Origin of the sequence: Pararhizobium sp. (assembly GCF_035497515.1) — a bacterium.
In the GTDB taxonomy this organism is placed as follows: domain Bacteria; phylum Pseudomonadota; class Alphaproteobacteria; order Rhizobiales; family Rhizobiaceae; genus Pararhizobium.
In genome coordinates, this window is record NZ_DATJDJ010000246.1 from 31,399 (window position 1) to 48,921 (window position 17,523).

The window sequence follows — 17,523 nt, forward strand, 5'->3', positions numbered from 1 at the left end:
TCATCGGATTAAAGCTTGACCGGCTGGCCCGTCCGCACGCTCTCATCGGCCGCAAGGCAAATGCGCAGCGACTGGACGGCATCGTTCATATGCCGCTCGAGATCGAGGTTTTCGGTAATCGCCTTCAACACATAGGCCTGCTCGAAATCGCAGAGTTCCTGGTGACCCGGCTCGCCGTCCATCTTCAGGTCTTCGTCCTTGTGGACGAACTTGCCGTCAGCACCGGTTTCAGCCTTGTGCACGCGAATGACGGCCGTCTTGGTATGGGTGTCGATATCGTCGGATTTCGCGTTCGGATCCATGACGATCGAGACCGAGCCGTTGGGCGACATGACGTCCTTCACGAAGAAGGCAGTCTCCGAGATCATCGGTCCCCAGCCGGCCTCATACCAGCCGACCGACCCGTCTTCGTAGATCACCTGCAGGTGGCCGTAGTTATACATGTCGGCGGCGATCTCGTTCGACAGGCGCAGACCCATGCCGCGCACCTCGACAGGCTTCGCATCGGTGATCTGGCACATGACGTCGACATAATGGACACCGCAATCGACGATCGGCGGCGTGGTTTCCATCAGCGACTTGTGCGTCATCCAGGTCGGGCCGGAGGATTGCTGGTTGAGGTTCATGCGGAAGACATAGGGGCCGCCGAGCTTGCGGGCTTCAGTGATCAACCGCACCCAGGACGGATGATGGCGCAGGATATAACCGACGACCAGTTTCTTGCCGGCCTTCTTCGCGGCGGCGACGACCCGTTCTGCGTCGGCAACCGTCGTCGCCAGCGGCTTCTCGATGAACACGTCGCAGCCGGCCTCGAACGCCGCGACGGCATAATCGGCGTGGCTGTCGGAATAGGTGCAGATCGCGCAGAGATCAGGCTTGAGTTCTTTCAGCGCCTTTTCGAAATCGGGAAGAATTTCGTATTGGCTCAGTTCCGGCGCCAGTGTCGGCTTGGAACGGTTGACCAGGCCGACAATCTCGAAACCGGGATTGTTGTGATAGGCGAGCGCATGGCTGCGCCCCATGTTTCCAAGGCCGGCGACGAGGACACGAACGGGCTTTACCATTATTTGACTGCTCCTGCGGTGATGCCGCGGATCAGTTGCCGCGAGAAGATGACGTAAAGGATGAGAACCGGGAAGATCGCCAGCGACAGGGCGGCAAGAACCGCATTCCAGTTGGTGACGAACTGGCCGATGAATATCTGGGAGCCGAGCGTCACCGTCTTGGTGGCTTCGCCGGGCGCGAGGATCAGCGGGAACCAGAGATCGTTCCAGATCGGGATCATGGTGAAGACGGCCACCGTCGCCATGGCCGGACGGATTAGCGGCAGGACGAGGCGGAAGAAGATGGCATATTCCGACAGGCCGTCGATGCGCCCGGCATTCTTCAGGTCGTCCGAGACGGTGCGCATGAACTCCGACAGGATGAAGATCGCCAGCGGCAGGCCTTGCGCGGTATAGACGAGGACCAGCGCCGTCAGCGTATTGACGAGACCGGTCGCGACCATGCCCTGCAGGATGGCGACCGTGCCGAGCCGGATCGGGATCATGATGCCGATGGCGAGATAAAGTCCCATCAACGTATTGCCGCGAAAACGATATTCCGACAGCGCGAAGGCGGCCATGGCGCCAAACAGCAGCGCGAAGAAGATCGAGACGACGGTGACGATGAGGCTGTTCTGGAAATAGCCGATGAAATCACCCTGTTTCAGCACGGTCGTGTAGCCGATCAGGCTGAAGGTCTCGGCCGTCGGGGGTGCCAGCGGCGTACGGAAGATCGCGTTCTTGTCCTTCAGCGAATTGAGGATCGTCAGGACGACCGGGAACAGCGCGATCACCGTATAGCCGGCAAGGGCCAGGTGGACGAAACTGGAGCGTAGCGGCGAGATGCGTGCTTTTGACATTGCGTCCTCCCTTAGAACTGGTAGCGGCGGACGCGCCGCTGGATGCCGAAGAGATAGAGCGAGACGCCGGCAAGGATGATCAGGAACATCACGGTGGCGATGGTCGCGCCCATGGAACGGTCGCCAAGCTGCAACTGGAAGCCGAAGAAGGTGCGGTAGAGCAAGGTTCCAAGAATATCGGTCGCCCCGTCCGGACCGGCAAGGGCCCCCTGCACCGTATAGATCAGGTCGAAGGCATTGAAATTGCCGACGAAGGTCAGGATCGAGACCATGCCGATCGCCGGCAGGACCAGCGGCAGCTTGATCTTCCAGAACTGGCTCCAGCCGGTGATCCCGTCGCATTCGGCCGCCTCGATAACCTCGTCCGGGATATTCAGAAGGGCCGCATAGATCAGCATCATCGGGATGCCGACATTTTGCCAGACGGAGATCAGCGACACCGTGATCAGGGCCGAGCCGGGTTTGCCGAGCCAGGGACCGAACAGGGATTTCAGGCCGACGAGGTCCATGAAGAACGGCGTGATGCCCCAGATCGGCGACAGGATCAGCTTCCAGATGAAACCGACGATGACGAAGGACAGGATCGTCGGCATGAAGATCGCCGTGCGATAGAAGGCGGCGAGCCTCAGTCGCGGGATCGACAGCATGGCGGCAAGCGCGATACCCAGCGGGTTCTGCACCAGCATGTGGATGGCGAAGAAGATGAAATTGTTCTTCAGCGCCCGCCAGAAATCGGCGGCCCAGCGATCGTCCCCGAACAGGACCTGGAAATTTGCAAGCCCGACGAAGGTCGACTGTCCGTCCACCGTGTTGAACAGCGACAGGCGCAGCGTCTCGATCAGCGGCAGGATCATCACGGCGGAATAGACGATGAAAGCCGGCAACAGGAAGATGAGGATATGCCAGCGTCTTGGCCGTGCCGGCATCTCGATTGTGTCCTCAGACGATATGGCGCTGCTCATGGCTTCTGCCGCTCCGACCCGTTCTTCGTCGATTGCCGCATATGCGGCAAGGCTCTGCGCCGCCGGTCCCCGCCGCACATGCCGTCGCCAGCAGGCCCGAGAGCGCTGGCAGAATGTGATTTCAGATTACATGTTTTTGCGGGAGATTCTGCTTTTTCGCGTCAGCAAGCCCCGCCTCGAGTGCTGCCCCTCATCCGCTCCTCCCTCATCATCAAAGGGCGGGCACCTTCTCCCCGCGAACGGGGAGAAGGGAGGAACCACAAACTCAGTAATCCCCTCTCCCCGCATGCGGGGAGAGGGCGAGGAGCAATACCCCGAAACCCAAACTTACTTCGCCGGCTTGTACCAGCTGTCGAGGCCCTTCTGCAGCTTCTCGCCAGCGACTTCCGGCGTGTCGGTGCCGTTGATCACGTTGGCCGATTCAACCCAGGTCTCGTTTTCGAGGTTCGGGGTGCCGCGCGACAGGATCTGGTAGGTCGAGCGGATCGTCGGCTTGCACTTTTCACGCCAGGAGACGAATTCCTGGGCGAGCGGATCGGCCATCTTCACCGGCGTCGAGTTCAGGCTGAAGAAGCCCGGCAGCGAGTTGGCATAGATGTCGGCGAATTCAGGCGAGGCGATCCAGGTGAGAAGCTTCTTGGCTTCTTCCGGATGGGCGCTCTTGGCATTCAGGCCAACGCCGATGTCGTTGTGGTCCGAGATGTAGCAGGCGTCGCCAGCGGCTTTGACCGGCGGCGGGAAGGCACCCATCTTGAATTGTGCCTGCGTGTTGAACAGGCCGATTTCCCATGAGCCGGCCGGATAGATGGCAGCGCGACCGAGCGTGAAGAGGTTCTGGCTGTCCGGATAGGTCTGGGCTTCGAAGCCGTCGCCGAGATAATCCTTCCACTTGGCAAGAACCTTGTAGGGCTCGACCCAGCCGGCGTCGGTGAGCTTCTGCTCGCCCTTGATCAGGGCAGCGCGGCCTTCCTCACCCTTCCAATAGGTCGGGCCGATGTTCTGGTAGCCCATGGTGGCGGCTTCCCAGAGGTCCTTCGTGCCCATGGCGAGCGGGATATAGGTGCCGTCAGCCTTGATCTTGTCGAGGGCCGCGAAGAAATCCGCTTCCGTTGCCGGAATGGCAATGCCGAGCTTGTCAAAGGCATCCTTGTTGTAGATGAAGCCGTGGATGACCGAGGCCATCGGCACGCAGAAGGCGGCTGCACCATCGTCCGTCGTCCAGGCCGCCTTGGCGACCGGCGAGAAGTTTTCCATACCGGGCAGACTGGTCAAGTCGGCCAGATGCTTCTTGTTGTAGAGTTCGAGAGACGCATCGAACGGACGGCAGGTGACGAGATCGCCTGCGGAGCCGGCGTCGAGCTTGGCGTTCAGCGCCGCATTGTATTCGGTCGGCGCGGTCGGTGCGAAGACGACCTTGATGCCCGGATTCTTGGCTTCGAAGGCCGGGATCAGTTTTTCCTGCCAGATGGTCAGGTCGTCGTTGCGCCAGCTCTCGATCGTCAGCGTGACGTCTTCCGCATGCGCCAGCCCGGCGGAGCCGAGGATGCTGGATGCAAGCAGCAAGCCTTTCAAGGTAGTGCGGGTCATTACGTTCTCCCTTTTATATGCGCCAGCTGGCGCGGTTTTGGAACCCTTGGAATCATTGTGTCGCGACTAGAGACAAGGCACGGCGCAAGCTTTGACCGGCTTCAGCAAGTGCGGCTTGCGCCGCCGCCACATCCGTTGCCCCAGCAGCAAGGAGGATGGCGATCTTTACCGAACCCGATGACAGGTTGAGATAACGGCCGGCTTCCGCAGCGCCAATCCCGGCAATATCCGAGACGATGCGCGCGGCGCGGCCGCGCAGCTTCGCATTGTCAGCCTTCAGGTTGACCATATGTCCGTCATGGACATGGCCGAGATGAATGCCGACCAGCGTCGAAAACATGTTGAAGGCGATCTTCTGGGCTGTGGCGGCGCCCATGCGGGTCGATCCGGAGATGACCTCCGGCGGTGTTTGCAGCAGGATGGATATTTCGGCATTCTGGAAAAGCACCGCACCGGAATTGTTGGCCATCGCGATCACGCGCGCCCCACGCTGGCGCGCCTCATCGGCGGCGGCGAGCGCGTAAGGTGTCGAGCCGCTGGCGGATACGGCAATGAGACAATCGCCCTTGCCGATGCCGGCGTCGCGCACATCCTTGCGCGCCAGTTCCATGTCGTCCTCGTAACCGCCGGCGAGATCGGTCAGGCTTGCAGCACCGCCGGCCAGAAGGACCACAACCTTGTCGAGCGCGATGCCATAGGTGCCCGGCAATTCCAGCGCATCGGTCATGGCCATCAGGCCGGAGCTGCCAGCACCCGCATAGGCGAGACGTCCACCCTTCTCAAGAGATTCGGCGGCGATCGCGGCGGCAGCGGACAGGGGCTCGATCGCCGCATCGACGACCTTTGCCGCAGCCTGCTGGCCGGATGCGAGCAGACGAAGCGCGAGCGCCGGATGCATCACATCCAGTCCCATTGCCTTGTCATGACGCTCTTCGGTCTCCACTGACGGCATTCGCTTAATCTCCCTCGCCGCAAATTAATGCCAAAAAAATACCAATTGTCCAGAAAAATTAACTTCTAACCAGAGAAAAATTTCAATTTTTAAAATACCTTTGTTATATCAGGATATTAAACGATAATTCCAATTAAAGACCAAATCCCCCTTGGTTAATGGTATTTTTTTGGTATCCTTTTTTCCGGAGGTATCCATGCCACATTATATTCTGGGAATCGATGGCGGCGGCACGAGTTGCCGCGCCGCAGTTGCCGACGCGACGGGACGCATCCTCGGGCGCGGCAAGAGCGGTGCGGCCAACATCCTGACAGACCCCGACAACGCCCTGATCCATATTGTTGGCGCGTCCAAGGCCGCGTTCGAGGAAGCCGGCATTGCGCCCTCCGTGATCAACTCGGCCTCGGCCCTTCTCGGCGTGGCAGGCAGCAATGTCGGCGATGCCGTTCATTATGTGAGGGAGCGCCTGCCCTTCGCCAAGGCCGATATCGAATCCGACGGCCTTATCGCGTTGCAGGGCGCGCTTGGCGACAGCGACGGGGCGGTGGCGATCCTCGGAACCGGTTCGATCTATATTTCCCGTCTCGGCGAGGAGATCAGCTATATCGGCGGCTGGGGCTTCCAGATCGGCGATCTCGGCAGCGGCGCCCGCCTTGGGCATGCCCTTCTGCAGGAAAGCGTGCTTGCCTTCGACCATATTCACCCGTCCTCGCCGCTGACCGATGCGATCATGGCGGAATTCAATTCCGATCCGCGCGAGGTGGTTGAATTTGCCCGCGCCGCCCATCCCGGCGAATATGGTCGTTATGCGCCAAAAGTATTCGACTATGCCGACCGGGAGGATCCGGTCGCGATCGCGCTTCTGAAAGCCTCGGCGCAGACGATCAACGAGGGGCTCGATGTCGTCGTGAGGCGCGGTAGCGCCAAGCTTTGTCTGCTGGGGGGGCTCGCACCGCTCTACCGCCCCTGGCTGGCCGAGCGGCACCAGCCGCTGTTCGTCGAAAGCGCGGCCGACGCCCTGACCGGCTCGGTGGCGCTCGCCGCCAAGCGATTCGGTGTGCGGACGGGGGGGCAGATATGACCCAGCACCTCGAAGCCATCCTGCCGCTCGACGGCCTGCAGGCGGGTGGGTCCGGGCCGCTCTATCTCAAGCTTCGCCAATCGCTGGAAGACGCCATCCTCTCGGGCAAGCTCAACCACGGCGATGCCCTGCCGGCGGAACGGGACCTGGCGGACTATGCCAGCATCAGCCGCGTGACGGTGCGCAAGGCGGTCGACGATCTCGTCAGGGACGGGCTGCTGGTGCGCCGGCACGGGTCCGGCACCTTCGTCGTCAAGCCCGTCCACAAGGTGCAGCAGTCGCTGTCACGGCTGACCTCTTTTACCGAAGACATGCAACGGCGGGGGCTGACCACCACGGCGCAATGGATCGAGCGCGGCCTTTTCCATCCCTCGCCGGACGAGATGATGGTGCTCGGCCTGCAGGCGGATTCCCTGGTTGCCCGCCTCGGCCGCCTGCGCATCGCCGACGACATGCCGCTTGCCATCGAGCGGGCGAGCATATCGGCCGAATTCCTGCCCGATCCCGTCCGCATCGGCTCTTCACTCTATGCCGAACTCGACAAGACCAAATCGCGACCGGTTCGCGCCGTGCAGAGAATTTCCGCCTGCAGCCTGAAGGATCCCGACGCGGCCATGCTCGGCGTCAAGGGGGGGGCGGCGAGCCTGTCCATTGAACGCATTTCCTACCTCGCCTCCGGGCGCGTGGTGGAATTCACCCGCTCGCTCTACCGGGGCGATGCCTATGACTTTGTCGCGGAACTGACCCTGTCGGATTCCTGAGAGACGTCCAGAAGAAAGACACGACCATGCAGACGAATATGCGCCGCGAAATCGATGAAATTCCGGAAGCGGCAGCCCGCCTCCTCGATCAGTCGCGCGAAGCCGTGAGAGAAACCGGCGCGGCGCTGCGCGAAAAGGACCCGGCCTTCTTCGTGACCATCGCCCGCGGCTCGTCAGATCATGCGGCGCTTTTCCTGAAATATGCGATCGAACTGACCACCGGCCGGCCGGTCGCTTCGCTCGGACCATCGCTGGCCTCGATCTATGGTGCGAAAATGCACCTGCAGGGTGCTGCCTCGATCGCGGTCTCGCAATCCGGCAAGAGCCCGGACATTGTCGCAATGGCGCAAGCCGCGACCAGGGCCGGCGCGGTGACCATCGCGCTCACCAACACGCTGCCCTCGCCGATCGCCGAGGCCAGCACGCATCCGCTCGACATTCATGCCGGTCCGGAAATCGCCGTCGCCGCCACCAAGTCCTACGTCAATTCCATCGTCGCCGGTCTTGCTATCCTCGGCGAGTGGACGGGGGACGCAACTCTCCAGCGTGCCGTGGCGGACCTGCCGGCGCAGTTTTCCAAGGCTGTGAAGCTGGATTGGCAGATGCTGGCCGACGAACTGGGCGATGCGGAATCCCTTTTCGTGCTCGGCCGCGGCCCGGCGCTGGCGATCGCCAGCGAGGCAGCGCTGAAGTTCAAGGAAACCTCGGGCATGCATGCCGAGGCCTATTCGGCCGCCGAAGTGCTGCATGGCCCGGTCGCCCTGGTCGAAAAGCGCTTTCCGGTGATCGGCCTTGCTGCCCGCGATGCAGCGCAGGCTTCCGTCACCGGCATCCTCGATGGCCTCAGCGCCAAGGGCGCGCTCGCCTTCGTCACTTCTTCGGAAGCAAAATCGGCCAAGGTCCTGCCCTTCGTCGAAACCGGACATCCGATCACCGACGCGCTGACGCTGATCTTGCCGTTTTACGGCTTCGTCGAATCCTGGTCACGATCGCGCGGCCTCAATCCCGACGCGCCCGTCGCCCTCAAGAAGGTCACGGAAACACGATGAGCACACGCACAGCAATCACCGGCGCCCGCATCTTCGACAGTCAGTTCTGGTACGACGACCAGGCCCTGCTGCTGGACGGCGGCAGCGTGATCGGCATCCTGCCGGAAAAGGACCTGCCATCCGGCACGACGCTGATCGAGGCCAAGGGGCAGTTGCTCATTCCGGGCTTCATCGACCTGCAGGTCAATGGCGGCGGCGGCGTGATGCTCAACCACCATCAGACCGTCGAGGGCATCCGCACGATCTGCGCCGCCCATGCCAAATTCGGCACCACGGCGCTCCTGCCGACGCTGATCACCGATACATTCGAAATCCGCCGCAAGACGATCGAGGCCGGCATCCAGGCCAAGGCCGAGGGCGTGCCCGGTTTTCTCGGCCTCCATATCGAAGGCCCACATCTTTCCTTAGCCCGCAAGGGAGCCCATGACCCGGCGCTGATCCGGCCCATGGACAGCGCCGATCTCGACGCGATGCTCGCCTGCGCCGGCGTCTTCGATGCGATGATGGTCACCGTCGCGCCGGAAAACACCACGGTCGATCAAGTCAGGGCGATGGCTGAGGCAGGACTGATCGTCAGCATCGGCCATACCGACACCGGTTATGCGACGGTCGCGGCCTATGCTGAAGCCGGCGCCCGCACCGTGACGCATCTGTTCAACGCCATGAGCCCGCTCGGCCACCGCGAACCGGGCGTGGTCGGCGCCGCGCTCGATATCGGCAGCCTGCATGCCGGGCTGATCATCGACGGCTTCCATGTCGATCCGGTTTCGATGCGGCTGGCGCTTCGGGCCAAGAACGGCCCAGGCCGCATCTTCATGGTCACCGATGCGATGTCGACGATCGGCTCCGACCAGACAGGTTTCCTGCTCAACGGCCGGCAGATCTTCCGCAAGGACGGCCGCCTGACCTTGGCCGACGGCACATTGGCGGGTGCCGATATCGACATGCTGTCCTCGGTGCGCTTCGTCCACGAGACGCTGGACTTGCCGCTTGACGAGGCAATCCGCATGGCGTCCGCCTATCCCGCCGACGCCGCCGGGGTTTCCACCCGCAAGGGCCGGCTGATACCGGGGCTCGATGCAGATTTCGTGCTGCTGACGGAAAATCTCGACATAGTCTCGACCTGGATCGGCGGACAGCGCGTCTTCCAGGCCTGACTTGACTTACCGCGCGGCGCCTAGCCGCGCTTTCAGCGCCTTGACGAGACCTGCATCGGTCATCCGCGCGCTCGGCGCCACGAAGCCGAGCGAAACCAGCCTGTCATCCTTCGCCGGCTCACTGCGCGAGCAGGACGAATGCACCTCGCTGACTTCCATCCGCTCCAGAAGGCTGCCGACGGTGTCGATCGTCACCCCGGACCCCGGCATGATCGAGAGACGGCCGCCCGCCATCCGGATGACCTCGGCGAGTGCCTCGGCACCCTCCGGCGCAGTCCTGGCGCCGCCGGAGGTCAGGATACGCTCGAAGCCGAGCGTCACGGCAATGTCCACCGCCTCGGCGAAATCGGGCACAAGATCGAAAGCGCGGTGCAGCGTCGTACCCAAGCCGGCGGCGTGGCGCGACAGCCGTTCGAGAGCCGCCACATCGAGGCGGCCATCCGCAAGGCTGGCACCGAGCACCACGCCGGCAAGCCCCACCGATCGCACCGCATCGATATCGCCACGCATGATATCAAGATCATCCGGACCAAACACAAATTCGCCGGCGCGCGGACGGATCATCGCATAGACTGGAATGCCGGCCCTAGCCGCCAAGGCCATCAGTCCGGCGGATGGCGTCAGCCCGCCGACGGACAACGCCGAGCAGAGTTCGATACGGTCGGCGCCGCCGGCCACGGCGGCCGCCAGCCCGGCTGCATCCTCGACGCAGACTTCCAGCCGAATCTCCGTCATGTGCGCGCCCCGCCAAGACCAAGGATAGCCGCGCCGATCAGGCCCGGCTCCACATGGCATTCGCCCGGCACGACCAGTGGCCGGTCGAATTTGCGCAGGATACGGGACCGCACGGCCTTGTCGATCGCTGATATCAGTGGCGTCACGTTCGAAAGCCCGCCGCCCACCGGTACGATCGTCGCGCCGGTAATGTTGATGGTCAGCGCCAGCGGCGAACCGACGAGGTCGACAAGCACGTCGATCGTGCGCGCCGCCTCGGCGTCGCCCTGCTGCCAGAGCGTGGTGATCTCATGGCTCGGCAAGCTTTTGCCATGCAATGCGCGGTGCAGGCGTTCCATGCCACGCGCACCGCCGATCGTATCGACGCAGCCGCGCTGGCCGCAGCCGCAATCGAAGAGGGGGATGGCAACGGGCGGCGTTCCGGCCATCGTCGCGACGGCAGGACCATGCCCCCATTCCCCGGCAAAACCGCCCTCGGCATTGATGAGCCGGCCATCCACAACGAGACCTCCACCCACGCCCGTACCAATAATGACGCCAAGCACGATCCGATAACCCCGCCCGGCTCCGGCACCGGCTTCAGCGAGCGCAAAGCAATCGGCGTCGTTGGCTATCAGTACCGGCATGCCGAGACTATCGGACAATTCCGCCGCGAGCCTGCGGCCGTCGATGCAGGGAATATTGGCGCATTTGATCGCCTGGGTTTCGGGATCGACGACACCGGTGATGGAGATGGCGATGCGATCAGGCTTCGCGCCAGCTTCCGCAATGACATCGCGGAGCGTAACGACAAATGCATCGAAATCATCAAGCGGAGTGGCACGCCGTTCCATCGGCTCGATCCGCTCGGCGGAATAGGCAACCGCGCCCTTGATCGCCGACCCGCCGATATCGAAACAGACGATCACGCCTCACCCCGAATGACGGCTTCGAGGCTGAGCGCTGCCGAAAGCAACCGCTCGTCTTCTCCGGCTTGCCCCGAGATCAGCAGGCCAACCGGCATGCCCGCTTCGCCGGTGCCGCAGGGAATGGAGACGCCGCAGCCATCGAGGAAATTGCCGATCAGCGTGTTGCGCAGCGTCTTGCCGTTGATCTTGAAAAACAGGTCGTCATCGGCGATGAGCGGCGCGATCGGCGGCGCCACATGCGGCAAGGTCGGATGCACGATCAGCTCACCGGGGTTCAGGCTTGCCTTGAATTGTCCGATCAGGCGGCGGCGAGCCTCGAGGATCGCAATGTAATCCGTCATGCCGATCTTTTCGCCAAGGCGCGCGCGGGCAACGACGCGCTGGTCCATGCGCGCGGCAGCATCGCCGTGAAGCCGCTCCTTGTGCAGTGCGTAGGCCTCTGCCGTCACAAGCGCCCCATGTCGGGCCATGAGTTCAAAGATCTCGGCGAAAGCCGGAAAGGCGCGCCGTTCGACCGCGACACCTGCCGCCCGCAGCCGCCTGACAGCCTGCTCGAAAGCAGCAACGACGCCAGCCTCCGCATCGTCGAAGACGATCGTTTCGGCAATGACGAGCTTGATATCGCCCCCGTTCGTTCGGGCGATATTCGGAGCGGCCCGCCCGCGCATCGCGGCATCGATCCAGACCGCATCCTGAACGGAGCGGCAGAGTGGCCCGAGCGAATCGAGACTGCTCGCCAGTGGAAAGACGCCATCCATCGCATACCGACCGCGCGTCGCCTTGTAGCCGACGATGCCGTTGAAGGCGGCGGGAATACGGATGGAACCGCCGGTATCGGTTCCCATTGCCACCGGCACAAGGCCGGCCGCGACAGCGACGGCCGATCCCGACGAGGAACCGCCGGGGATACGCGGCACGTCCTGCGAGCGAGGATTCTGCGCGGTGCCATAGTGCGGATTGATACCGAGGCCGGAAAAGGCGAATTCACTGAGATTGGTGCGCCCGACACTGACCATGCCGGCACTGGCCAGGGCCCTGACCACGGGCGCATCCTGTTTTGCGGGCGTACGATCGGAAAGAACCACGGAGCCAGCCTTTGTCACCGAGCCTGCGGTGTCAAACAGGTCCTTCCACGCCATCGGTATGCCGTCGAGCAGGCCGAGCGAACGGCCCGAGCGAATACGGGCGGAGGCGGCTTTCGCCTCCGCCAGGGCGCGCTCGCCGAGGACTTCGGTGAAAATCGATTGATCCTTGTAGCCGGCTATCTTGTCGAGCACCGCCTCGGCCAGCGTGACCGGATCGAGCGCGCCGGATTGCAACAGGACCGACAGGCCCGCAACCGACATGTTTCCGTCCACTTCAGCCATTGTCCTGCCTCTCCAAATCATCTCTTGTTTTGCCGGTAGCATATCGGCGCGGCCGCCGCCATGGCAGCATCTTGCCGCGCATATGCAGTTGATGTTCGCCCAACTTGAGGTGACCGCCGGCCTTGCCCACTCGGCATGGTCTGCCTACATGCGAATTCAGCGGCGAGCCTTGCCGCGGCAGGGAGATCAGAATGATATTCGACGCAGCGCGGCTTGCCTTTGCCAATCTCTTCGCGCCGGAAACGCGCTCGGTCTTCTGGAAAGTGCTGGGGTTGACGATCCTGGCACTGGTCGGATTGTGGCTGGCGCTGCGCGAAGTGTTTGTCTATCTGGCATTGCCGTGGCTCGACGCGCTCATTCCCGGCACGGCGGGCTGGGAAGGCTGGCTGACCTTCGTCATCGGCATTTTCGCAAGTTTCGGCCTTGCCCTTGCGCTTGCTTTGCTGCTCGCCCCCGTCACCGCCCTGATCGCGGGTCTCTTCCTCGATGATGTCGCCGAGGTGGTCGAGCGGCGCGACTATGCCGGGGAGCCGGCGGGTAGGCCGTTGCCGCTCGGCGAGGCGATTGCGGGCACACTGAAATTCCTCGGCGTCATCATCGTCGGCAACATCATTGCGCTGTTCCTGCTGCTCATTCCCGGCATCAACCTGATCGCCTTCTTCCTGGTCAACGGCTATCTTCTCGGGCGTGAATTCTTCGAATTCGCCGCCATGCGCCATCGACCGGCGGCCGAGGCGCGGCTGTTTCGGGCCAAGTACGCCGGCACGGTCTTTCTCGCCGGGCTGATCCTCGCCGCCTTCCTCGCAGTCCCCCTGCTCAACCTGCTGACACCGCTCTTTGCCGCCGGCATGATGGTGCATCTTCACAAGAAGCTGTCGCGCCGCGACCCCGCCTTCAGCCAGCAGATAAGAACCGCGTCGATGGGATAAACCGTCTTATTTGTCTATATTGACAAAATGTCTAAATCAGCGGATAAGGCGACATGCCTCATCCGTTGAGCCCGTTCATTCCCGTTTGCGACGCCATCGCCACGTTGTTTTCACCGCATGTGGAAGCGGTTCTTCATGATCTCGAAACAGGGCTGATCTTTCACCTCTCCAACGCCTTTTCCAAAAGGCGGCCGGGCGACAGTTCGCTCAACGAGGCTGGGCTGGTCTCCTCGCTCGATGCCGACGTGATCGGCCCCTATGCCAAATCCAACTGGGACGGCCGCCGGCTGAAGGCGATTACCTCGGTATTGCGCGACGACAGCGGCAAGCCGATCGGCCTTCTCTGCATCAATCACGATATCCAGGCTTTCGCCGGCCTCTTCGACCAGCTGAAATCGATGGTGGACTTTGCGGAGACGACGCCGAAGACGTCCGCCTTGATGACCGAGGACTGGCGCGAGGCAGTCAATGCGGTGATCGGCGACTTTCTCGCCGCGCGCCGAACGACGCTGGCGGGCCTGACGGGATCCGATATGGACGGCCTGATCGGCATGCTCGATGCGCGCGGCGTCTTCGCGATCCGCAAGGCTGTTCCCTATGTCGCCGAAATCCTCAAGCTTTCGCGCGCGACAATCTACAACCGGCTTGGCGCCATCCGACAAAGACAGGACTCCGAGGGAGATAACAGATGACGGTTCCAATGCGTCCGATGCGGGATTTTGCCCTTGAGACCTATATGTCCAAGTGGGAATTCGTCGCGAAATACAACATGACCGGCTCTGACGCCGAGAGCCTGCGGCTGCCGGCGTTGCTCGACATGGCCGATGATGCCGACCGCGCCGATTTCGAAAATCTCAGCCTCGGCTATACCGAGACCTTCGGCGCGCCCGCGCTGCGGCAGGAGATCGCCGCGACCTATGACACGGTCACGCCGGAAAACCTGCTTTGCTTCGCCGGTGCCGAAGAGGCGATCTACATCGCCATGAAGGTGCTGCTGACGCCGGACGACCACGCGATCGTCGTCACGCCCAATTATCAGGCGGCCGAAACCATTCCGCTCAGCATTTGCCCCGTCACCGGCGTGGCGCTGGAGATCGACAATGACTGGAACCTCGATCTCGGCCGCATCGAGGCCGCGATCCGTCCGAACACGAAGCTGATCTCGATCAACTTTCCCAACAACCCAACCGGCAAGATCATTTCACGCACCACCTTCGACGCCCTGATCGCGCTCTGCCGCAAACATGGCATCTGGCTGTTCAGCGACGAGGTCTATCGGCTGATCGAAAAGGACAAGGCCATGCGGCTGCCGCAGGCAGTGGATGTCTATGAACGCGGCATCTCGCTCAACGTCATGTCGAAAGCCTATGGCCTGCCCGGCCTGCGCATCGGCTGGCTCGCCTGCAAGGATCGCGATTTCCTGGTGCGTTGCGAGCGCTACAAGCACTTCCTGTCGATCTGCAATTCCGCCCCCTCGGAAGTCCTGGCGCGGATCGCGCTGAAGAACCGCGACCGGATCCTGTCCCGCACCCGCACGATCGTGCGCGATAATATCGGCCAGCTGAATACCTTTTTCGCCGAATTCCCGCATCTCTTCGACTGGCGCGAACCCGACGGTGGCTGCGTCGCCTTCATCCGCTACAAGGGCGCCGATGGCGTGGAAACCTTCACGCAGCGGCTGGTCGAGGAGGCCGGCGTATTCTTCCTGCCCTCCCCCGTCTACCGGTCCGATCTGACACCTGTGCCGGAAAACTGCCTGCGCGTCGGCTTCGGGCGCCTGCATGTGCCGGAAGGCATCACCGCCCTGCGCAACTGGCTGCGGCGCAACGGCGCGTAGGGAGTCGGCTAAAATCCGCCCCGCAGTCGATATCCGACGCCGGTCTCGGTGGTGATGTATTGTGGCTGGTCGGGCATCGCCTCGATCTTCTGGCGCAGCGGGCGGACATAGACGCGCAGGTGCAGGTACTGCACGTCATCGACATTGCCCCAGACCTGCTTCAGCAGGAACTGATGGGTCAGCACCTTGCCGGCATATTGCACGAGGATGCGCTTGACGAGGCCGCCGACCGCCGAAAATCGGAATGCGGGACCTGAATTCCACGCGCATTCTGCCGCCGAACCGCATCAAGGGTCGAGATGGGCGTCTCGGGAGAGATATAAAAATCCCATAGGAGTTTTGGGGGCATCGGTGCGTATCGGATGCGGTCGATTATGACGAATTTCTTATATATCGGTGCAAGTCTGTTGTCGGCTCGGTTCCTGTATCACCAGGAACAACTCCATTTGAATTTCTGTGTTTCCCTATTAATACACCCTGGCCGCAAAGCAACGCAGAGAGGGTTGTTCCGCTTGACTTTTCACGCGGTGAAATTCAGTGATCAGGTGTGCATTCATTGGGGTTCTTGCATGAAATACGCATCCGTGGGGGTTGTGTATACATTGGCTGCGTTCTGTCTGACTGCTCCGGCCCGGGCGGACCCTTTGCCGCGCCCATCACCTGCCGCCGGTTCCGTGATTGCCCGCAAATCGGGTGAGGAAGTCCGCTTCGTCGATATTTCCGGCTGGCGCTATGTCGACTTGCAGCAGGACCTTCTGAGCGGCGACGTCTTGCGCACCAACGCTACCGGCCAGCTCGCCGTCCTCTTTTCCGACCGCACTCAGGTTCGTCTCGGCCGCAACACTTCGCTGCTGGTCAAGCAGATGGATGGCACCGGCGATACCGGGCTGGAGCTCCAGTCCGGCACGATCTGGGCGCGCGCCGAACGCGGCGGACAGGGCGTGACCATCGATACCCCCGCCGCCGCCGCCGCCATCCGCGGCACGGACTGGACCATGACCGTCGCCGACGGCAAGACCTCGCTGATCGTGCTGGAAGGTCTGGTCGAACTGAAGAACGAGTTCGGCAGCGTTCAGGTGGCGCAAGGCGAAGGTGCTGTCGCCGCCATCGGCAAGGCGCCGTCGAAGATCATCATTGCGAAGCCGAAGGACAGGGAACAGATGCTGTTCAACCTGTCGCTTCGCGATTCCTTCCGCTGGATGCCCCCGACCGGCCTCACGGCTCAGGAGCAGCGCCGGCTTAGAGACGCGGTGGAAGCCAAGCCGGCGCAAAACCGCACGGCGGAAGACTGGCTCGGACTTGCCGAAAGCTCGGTGTCGCTTGAAGGCCGGCAGAAAACGCAGGCAGCACTGGAGGCCGCGCGGAGGATGGGCCTTGACCGCCGCCAGGAAGCGCGGGCAACCCTTGTCGAAGCCATGCTCACCGGCACGGAAAACCGCTATGCCGAATCGGCGGAACTGTTTGCAAAAGCTCAGAAGGGGCTGGATGCGCGGCGCGCCAATATCGCCCGTTATGGCGGCTATATTGCCCGGTCGCTCGCCGATGCCAACCATGTCGAAGCGCCGCCCAGCACAATCGACAGTGTGTCATCCGCGATCGGCGCGGCTTGGGTCGCCGGCTTCCGTCAGGACGTGCGCGCCGCGCTTGATATCGTCAAGAAGGCCGAGCGCGCGCATCCCGATGACGCCATGCTGCCCGCCGCGCGGGCGCAACTTGCCATCCTGCTTGCCGATGAGGCCGAGGCAAAGGATGCCATCGACCGGGCGCTCACCCTCGACCCGGGCAACCCAGGCGCACTCGATGCGCGCGCCGAGTACAAGAGTGGTATCTCCTTCGACAGAAAAGGGGCAATCGCCGATCTCCTGCTTGCGGTTGCGGCGGCGCCGGGTGACGGCAACATCTGGAACAGCCTGGGCAACGCCTACTCCAGCCGTGACGACAATCGCAAAGCAGAGGAAGCCTACAAGAAAGCAATCGAACTCGACCCCCTGGATCCGGTCCCACACTCAAACCTTGCCATCCTCTATCTCGACGAGATGCGCATGGAGGAAGCCAAGCGCGAAATCGATCTGGCGATGAAGATCGACCCGAGCTTCGACATGGTACTGCTGGCACGCGGCCGCTACCATCTGCAGATGGGTGATCATGAAAAGGGCCTGCAGGATCTGCTGGCCGCTTCTGCCGCCAACCCCGGCGTATCCAATACGCAGTTGCTGCTCGCGGCCGCACACTCTGCCAGAAATGAGCGCGACCCAGCCGCACAGGCTCTCGACAACTCGCAGCGACTCGATCCTT

Annotated in this window: 16 protein-coding genes and 1 pseudogene; 8 read left to right on the top strand and 9 right to left on the bottom strand. The window is 62.4% G+C overall.

What is annotated here, in order from left to right:
- Positions 1-8: 8 nt before the first annotated feature.
- The 5 genes from VL202_RS25545 to VL202_RS25565 form a co-directional block, all read right to left on the bottom strand.
- Positions 9-1,067 carry a Gfo/Idh/MocA family oxidoreductase gene (locus tag VL202_RS25545; protein WP_325466876.1) on the bottom strand — a complete coding sequence of 353 codons (1,059 nt, stop codon included), beginning with the start codon at positions 1,065-1,067 and terminating at the stop codon, positions 9-11.
- The gene (locus VL202_RS25550; protein ID WP_325466861.1) at positions 1,064-1,903 is read right to left on the bottom strand and encodes a carbohydrate ABC transporter permease; all 840 of its coding nucleotides are present in this window, start codon (positions 1,901-1,903) and stop codon (positions 1,064-1,066) included. Before VL202_RS25550 ends, VL202_RS25545 begins: the two co-directional genes overlap by 4 nt.
- Before the next feature lie 11 nt (positions 1,904-1,914).
- Entirely contained in the window at positions 1,915-2,865 is a 951-nt protein-coding gene (locus tag VL202_RS25555; RefSeq protein WP_325466862.1) for a sugar ABC transporter permease, read from the bottom strand.
- A gap of 327 nt (positions 2,866-3,192) precedes the next feature.
- Complete coding sequence (locus VL202_RS25560) at positions 3,193-4,452, bottom strand: ABC transporter substrate-binding protein (protein WP_325466863.1); 1,260 nt, start codon at positions 4,450-4,452, stop codon at positions 3,193-3,195.
- A 52-nt stretch (positions 4,453-4,504) separates the two neighbouring features.
- A complete protein-coding gene (locus VL202_RS25565) occupies positions 4,505-5,404 on the bottom strand; it encodes an N-acetylmuramic acid 6-phosphate etherase (protein WP_325466864.1) in 900 nt (299 codons plus the stop codon).
- A 196-nt stretch (positions 5,405-5,600) separates the two neighbouring features.
- Here VL202_RS25565 and VL202_RS25570 point away from each other — a divergent pair, with 196 nt between their 5' ends.
- From VL202_RS25570 to nagA, 4 genes are read left to right on the top strand one after another with little or no spacing between them, the layout of a single operon-like run.
- The gene (locus tag VL202_RS25570; protein ID WP_325466865.1) at positions 5,601-6,485 is read left to right on the top strand and encodes an N-acetylglucosamine kinase; all 885 of its coding nucleotides are present in this window, start codon (positions 5,601-5,603) and stop codon (positions 6,483-6,485) included.
- The gene (locus VL202_RS25575; protein ID WP_325466866.1) at positions 6,482-7,246 is read left to right on the top strand and encodes a GntR family transcriptional regulator; all 765 of its coding nucleotides are present in this window, start codon (positions 6,482-6,484) and stop codon (positions 7,244-7,246) included. Before VL202_RS25570 ends, VL202_RS25575 begins: the two co-directional genes overlap by 4 nt.
- Positions 7,247-7,272: 26 nt before the next feature.
- Positions 7,273-8,295, top strand: coding sequence for an SIS domain-containing protein (locus tag VL202_RS25580; RefSeq protein WP_325466867.1), 1,023 nt, complete (start codon positions 7,273-7,275; stop codon positions 8,293-8,295).
- Entirely contained in the window at positions 8,292-9,452 is a 1,161-nt protein-coding gene (gene nagA / locus VL202_RS25585) for an N-acetylglucosamine-6-phosphate deacetylase (RefSeq protein ID WP_325466868.1), read from the top strand. The genes VL202_RS25580 and nagA overlap by 4 nt, the downstream gene beginning before the upstream one ends.
- 6 nt (positions 9,453-9,458) lie before the next feature.
- Here the strand turns inward: nagA and VL202_RS25590 are convergent, their stop codons facing one another.
- Genes VL202_RS25590 through VL202_RS25600 form a run of 3 tightly spaced genes read right to left on the bottom strand, consistent with a single transcriptional unit; the run spans position 9,459 to position 12,453 of the window.
- On the bottom strand, positions 9,459-10,187 hold the full coding sequence (locus VL202_RS25590) for a copper homeostasis protein CutC (RefSeq protein ID WP_325466869.1): 729 nt from the start codon (positions 10,185-10,187) through the stop codon (positions 9,459-9,461).
- Entirely contained in the window at positions 10,184-11,095 is a 912-nt protein-coding gene (locus VL202_RS25595; RefSeq protein WP_325466870.1) for an ROK family protein, read from the bottom strand. The genes VL202_RS25590 and VL202_RS25595 overlap by 4 nt, the downstream gene beginning before the upstream one ends.
- Positions 11,092-12,453 carry an amidase gene (locus VL202_RS25600; protein WP_414692951.1) on the bottom strand — a complete coding sequence of 454 codons (1,362 nt, stop codon included), beginning with the start codon at positions 12,451-12,453 and terminating at the stop codon, positions 11,092-11,094. Before VL202_RS25600 ends, VL202_RS25595 begins: the two co-directional genes overlap by 4 nt.
- A gap of 200 nt (positions 12,454-12,653) precedes the next feature.
- On the opposite strand from VL202_RS25600, the gene VL202_RS25605 reads away from it, so the two are divergent.
- From VL202_RS25605 to VL202_RS25615, 3 genes are read left to right on the top strand one after another with little or no spacing between them, the layout of a single operon-like run.
- A complete protein-coding gene (locus VL202_RS25605) occupies positions 12,654-13,391 on the top strand; it encodes a sulfate transporter family protein (protein ID WP_325466872.1) in 738 nt (245 codons plus the stop codon).
- A gap of 53 nt (positions 13,392-13,444) precedes the next feature.
- Positions 13,445-14,083 carry a helix-turn-helix transcriptional regulator gene (locus VL202_RS25610; protein WP_325466873.1) on the top strand — a complete coding sequence of 213 codons (639 nt, stop codon included), beginning with the start codon at positions 13,445-13,447 and terminating at the stop codon, positions 14,081-14,083.
- 8 nt (positions 14,084-14,091) lie between these two features.
- On the top strand, positions 14,092-15,228 hold the full coding sequence (locus VL202_RS25615) for an aminotransferase class I/II-fold pyridoxal phosphate-dependent enzyme (RefSeq protein WP_414692952.1): 1,137 nt from the start codon (positions 14,092-14,094) through the stop codon (positions 15,226-15,228).
- An 8-nt stretch (positions 15,229-15,236) separates the two neighbouring features.
- Here the strand turns inward: VL202_RS25615 and VL202_RS25620 are convergent.
- Positions 15,237-15,446 (bottom strand): annotated as a pseudogene (locus VL202_RS25620) (winged helix-turn-helix domain-containing protein); the annotation flags it as partial.
- Between the two features lie 351 nt (positions 15,447-15,797).
- Here VL202_RS25620 and VL202_RS25625 point away from each other — a divergent pair.
- Positions 15,798-17,523, top strand: a 1,726-nt coding sequence (locus tag VL202_RS25625) for a FecR domain-containing protein (RefSeq protein ID WP_325466875.1), incomplete at its 3' end; no start/stop codon positions are given.

Coding starts and splice junctions, on each gene's coding strand:
- VL202_RS25575 (WP_325466866.1), top strand. CDS start 6,482: ATGACCCAGCACCTCGAAGCCATCCTGCCGCTCGACGGCCTGCAGGCG.
- VL202_RS25580 (WP_325466867.1), top strand. CDS start 7,273: ATGCAGACGAATATGCGCCGCGAAATCGATGAAATTCCGGAAGCGGCA.
- VL202_RS25610 (WP_325466873.1), top strand. CDS start 13,445: ATGCCTCATCCGTTGAGCCCGTTCATTCCCGTTTGCGACGCCATCGCC.
- VL202_RS25570 (WP_325466865.1), top strand. CDS start 5,601: ATGCCACATTATATTCTGGGAATCGATGGCGGCGGCACGAGTTGCCGC.
- VL202_RS25615 (WP_414692952.1), top strand. CDS start 14,092: ATGCGTCCGATGCGGGATTTTGCCCTTGAGACCTATATGTCCAAGTGG.
- VL202_RS25590 (WP_325466869.1), bottom strand. CDS start 10,187: ATGACGGAGATTCGGCTGGAAGTCTGCGTCGAGGATGCAGCCGGGCTG.
- VL202_RS25550 (WP_325466861.1), bottom strand. CDS start 1,903: ATGTCAAAAGCACGCATCTCGCCGCTACGCTCCAGTTTCGTCCACCTG.
- VL202_RS25560 (WP_325466863.1), bottom strand. CDS start 4,452: ATGACCCGCACTACCTTGAAAGGCTTGCTGCTTGCATCCAGCATCCTC.
- VL202_RS25605 (WP_325466872.1), top strand. CDS start 12,654: ATGATATTCGACGCAGCGCGGCTTGCCTTTGCCAATCTCTTCGCGCCG.
- VL202_RS25555 (WP_325466862.1), bottom strand. CDS start 2,865: ATGAGCAGCGCCATATCGTCTGAGGACACAATCGAGATGCCGGCACGG.
- nagA (WP_325466868.1), top strand. CDS start 8,292: ATGAGCACACGCACAGCAATCACCGGCGCCCGCATCTTCGACAGTCAG.
- VL202_RS25565 (WP_325466864.1), bottom strand. CDS start 5,404: ATGCCGTCAGTGGAGACCGAAGAGCGTCATGACAAGGCAATGGGACTG.